This is a genomic window from Brevundimonas sp., from assembly GCF_036659295.1.
Lineage (GTDB): Bacteria > Pseudomonadota > Alphaproteobacteria > Caulobacterales > Caulobacteraceae > Brevundimonas.
In genome coordinates, this window is record NZ_JAVXCU010000050.1 from 12,692 (window position 1) to 16,615 (window position 3,924).

Annotated in this window: 3 protein-coding genes and 1 pseudogene; all 4 read right to left on the reverse strand. The window is 59.0% G+C overall.

What is annotated here, in order from left to right:
* Positions 1-1,746 (reverse strand): annotated as a pseudogene (locus RSB01_RS09820) (transcriptional regulator); the annotation flags it as partial.
* A 133-nt stretch (positions 1,747-1,879) separates the two neighbouring features.
* On the reverse strand, positions 1,880-2,695 hold the full coding sequence (locus RSB01_RS09825; RefSeq protein ID WP_332620030.1) for a flagellin: 816 nt from the start codon (positions 2,693-2,695) through the stop codon (positions 1,880-1,882).
* Positions 2,696-2,874: 179 nt separating this feature from the next.
* Entirely contained in the window at positions 2,875-3,153 is a 279-nt protein-coding gene (locus RSB01_RS09830) for a flagellar protein FlaG (protein ID WP_332620031.1), read from the reverse strand.
* Positions 3,154-3,236: 83 nt separating this feature from the next.
* Positions 3,237-3,924: flagellin (locus RSB01_RS09835; protein WP_332625386.1), on the reverse strand; the 688-nt coding region annotated here is incomplete at its 5' end.

The window sequence follows — 3,924 nt, forward strand, 5'->3', positions numbered from 1 at the left end:
ACGCGTGGCCCCCGATACGATCAGCTTGCCGTCCGACACCGCAATCCCTGCGATCTCGCCATTATGGGCGGCACCCAGATTACGGGTGGACAGCAGTTGAGGCGCGCCGTCCTGACCGATGCTGAACTGGCGCACGACAAAGCTGCCGTTCTCGATACCGGCCGTATAAAGATTGTCGCCGTCCACGGTCATGGCCTGAACGGAATCATCGCCCGCAGTACCGAACTGGGTGGTGCCCATAGACGTCGCCTTGATCGGCGCTGTGGCGTGGCTCTGGCTCTCGCCAAAGACCTGAACATAGCTGTCCCAGCCGCCGCTCGCCGTCGTACCCGGCATGGCCGACTGGGCGCGCCCTGATACATAGACCTTGCCGTCAGCACCGAAGGATACGGCCGTGGCTTCGTCTGCAGCCTTGGCCCCGCGCGAATGGGTCCATTGCTCGACGCCATTGGCATCAAATACCGAAACAAAGCTGTCCGACAGGCCCGCATTGGCTCCGCTCTGTCCGGGGATCAGCCCCCCCGTCACCGAACCTGCCACAGCGACGCGGCCATCGTCGGACACCGAAATGGCATAGCCTGCCGCATTGGAGGCCGCGCCCAGTCCGCGACTGATGACCACCTGCCCCGTCGAATCCAGCTTCATCAGAACCACGTCTGACTGGCCGCGCACCGTGTGCCCGCCTGCGTCCGCAGTCATATCGGCCACGATCCACATGCCACCATCGGCGGCAGCGGCCGAAGCCCGCACCGTGCTGATACCATCCGGCAGATTTGACTGACCTGTGCGGCCATCAACCCAGTTCGTATCGCCGATACCGGCCCCACCCGAACCCGCAGGATCGAATTTCAGGGCCTGATTATTACCGCCAAGGCCATTGCCTTGGATCACATGGACCGAGCTACCGGAAGAAACCGCCTGAAAACCAACCGTCTCGCTGGAATTACCCGCAACACGCAGGCCCCAGCTATTGCCGGTTGCAGGCAGGGTGATCGTGCGGTCGCCCACCGTCATCTTGCGCGGCTCGCCAGGGATATCCTGACGGCTGAAACGGGTTTCGACGCCCGCCGTTTTCAACGTCCCGTTGATGTGGTCGATCACCGCATCCATCGTGCGCGGCGTTGCGCCCATATCGTTCAGGTCAATGGCAATGGACTGTGTGCCGCTGCTGGTACGGATAGTGACGTTGAACTGGACCTCGCCCTGAAACGCCTCGACAGGCTCGGACAGGCTGCCCTTGTGCAAGGGGCCGGTCTGGTAGGCATGGTTGTCACGCGGGACCACCGTCGTCCCCTGACTGCGGGTCGAGGAGATACCGTTAATCAGCTGAACCGTATCCACATCCGCGCCCGCCGTGGCCAGATACTGGGAAACTTCTTTCAGACCTGCCTCGAAGCGTTTTTGCAGCTGTGCTGTCTCAGCCTTGGAAACACCCTTCTCCATGCCTCTCAGAGCCAGGGATTCCAGCAGTTGCAAGCCTGTGTGCAGCGAAAACAGGGTCTTATATTCGTTGGAGTTTTTGGCTTTAAAGTCGAGCTTGTTGGCGCGTTCGTCGATAAATTTATTGCTCGACAGCGCCTTGCGCAGCAGCTCCGACGGGGTCGGCTGCTTGTCGGCGACAGAGCTGCTCCACGGTGCGGTCGGCTGTGATTTTACGCCACCACCAGACGCACCTGTGCCACCCGAGAAGATGCTGCTGGCATCACCCCCGTAAAGTCCCAACAGATAACTGTTGTTGATCTTCATGCGGCACGCTCCATTTCACAAAAAGCTTTACCGCAACACGCTCAGCAAGTCGTTAACATCAGCAAGGAAAAGCAAAAACGCCGACCTGTGCAAACAGATCGGCGCTTTGAAAAGATTGCAGAAAGCGCGCGGCTTACTGGAACAGCGACAGGATGATCTGCGGCGACTGGTTGGCAATCGACAGAGCCTGCGCGCCCAGTTGCTGCTGGACCTGAAGCGCCTGCAAGCGAGCGCTTTCCTTGGCCATATCGGCATCCACCATGTTGCCAACACCGACTTCAAGCGAGTCCATCAACTTACCGACGAACACATTGTGCTTTTCGATCTGCTTGGCCTGCGCGCCAAGTTCGGCCAGACGCTCGCTTGACGTAGCCAGAGCCGCCTCGACAGCGGTCAGCGCCGCCGCCGGATCCGTTTCTAGATCCAGACCGGTCAGGGTCAGTCCAGCCAGCGTCAGGTCTTGCGGATTCAGCGCGATGGTTTCCTGTCCGTCAGCGCTGGCCAAAAAATCCAGAGGAGCCGCTTCGCTGGCATCCAAAATATTCTTGCCATCGAAGGTGGCGTTCTTTGCAAACGAGTCCAGCGACAGCAGCAGCGCTTGGAACTCGTCATTATAGGCTTTTTTGGTTGCATCCGAAGCCGACGGATCTGCAGCAGATGTCGCCTTCTGGCGCAACTCTACGATAATATCGGAAATCTCGGCACCAGCCGCCAGCGAAACATCGGCGATCGAGGTCGCACGGTTCAGGCTGGATTTAACCGAATCCAGCGAAGACATATCCGCACGCTGGTTCTGGGCGATGGCCCACGTTGCCGCGTTATCCTTGGCACCCTGCACTTTCAGGCCGGTATTGATGCGGCTCTGCGTGGTGGCAAGTTTGGAATTGGTCTTGTTCAGGTTCTGCAGTGCAATGAGTGCAGAGCTGTTGGTGTGAACGCTGGTGGTCATGGCTTTTTCGCCCCCGGACTTCTGTACCGGTGTACTATTAACCATGAGTCGTGATCGTATGGTTAACGCATTAAAAACCATAAACCCGCCATCCGGCATATGTTCCGGTGGCGTTATAAAAACGATAGCGATAATGCGTTGTCATCGCAGATTTAATTCTGACGGATCAATAAGCTGGCTTACGCCATAGTGCTCACCACTCCGCCCTGGCGATAGGCAGGGTCCGTGATCAGTTTTTGCACTTCCTCGCGCGGAAGCTGACGGATCACCTCGCCCGTGACGCGGTCCATGACCTTGTACACAAAGCGGTTCGGGCCCACGGCCTCGATCACAAGTCTTTGGCTGGCCTCATCATTGCCGGCCAATGCCGATTGTGGCTTGGCAGGCGGCATTTCGATGCTGGCGACGTCCGGTGTGACATTCGCCACTGCCGAAACAGAAGAAATCGGTTCAGTCATTCTACATTCAGCGCCCCTCTGGCGCACCCTCCTGTGTTCAAGAGTACGGAGCGGGCCTCAAAAGACCCGCTCCGTTATCCCGATTAGCGGAACAGACCCAGCAGCATCGAGCTGGACGAGTTGGCGATCGACAGAGCTTGCACACCCAGCTGTTGCTTGGTTTGCAGCGCGGTCAGACGAGCGCTTTCCTTGGCCAGATCGGCATCCACGAGGTTGCCTACGCCGGTTTCCAGCGAGTCCTGCATCTTGCCGACGAAGGTCATCTGGCGATCCAGCGACTTGGACTTGGTACCGAAATCGGCCAGAACCGTTGTGAAGGCGCTGATGGCCGAGTCCACATTGGCAGCCGTACGGTTGGCTTTGTCCGGCGTGGCCAGGTTATAGGCACCGGCACCAGCACCACCGGCCAGCGGATTGGTGTCCGCTGCGGCAATCGCCTTCAGGGTGAACTTGTTGCCGGTTGCACCGGTGTTCGTGGTCACCTCGACGGCAGCCGCATTCGCTTTGAACAGGTTCACACCGTCGAAGGTCGCGCCACCGAGAGCGGCAGTGATTTCGTTGGTGATCGCCGTGAAGTCGGCATGCAGCTTGGTCTGGGTGTCGCCGGTCGCCGGAGCGTCCTGAATAGCCACAGCGAGGCTTTTCAGTTCGGTCAGGGCATCAACGACGGTTTCGCCAGCAGCCAGAGCCACATCGACGATCGACTGACCGCGTTGCAGCGACTGTTTGACGGCGTCCTGAGCGCCCATTTCCGCACGTTGCGATGTCGCA

Bases quoted from the DNA above. Each gene is read 5' to 3' on its own strand.
- RSB01_RS09830 (WP_332620031.1), bottom strand. From the start codon at position 3,153: ATGACTGAACCGATTTCTTCTGTTTCGGCAGTGGCGAATGTCACACCG.
- RSB01_RS09825 (WP_332620030.1), bottom strand. From the start codon at position 2,695: ATGACCACCAGCGTTCACACCAACAGCTCTGCACTCATTGCACTGCAG.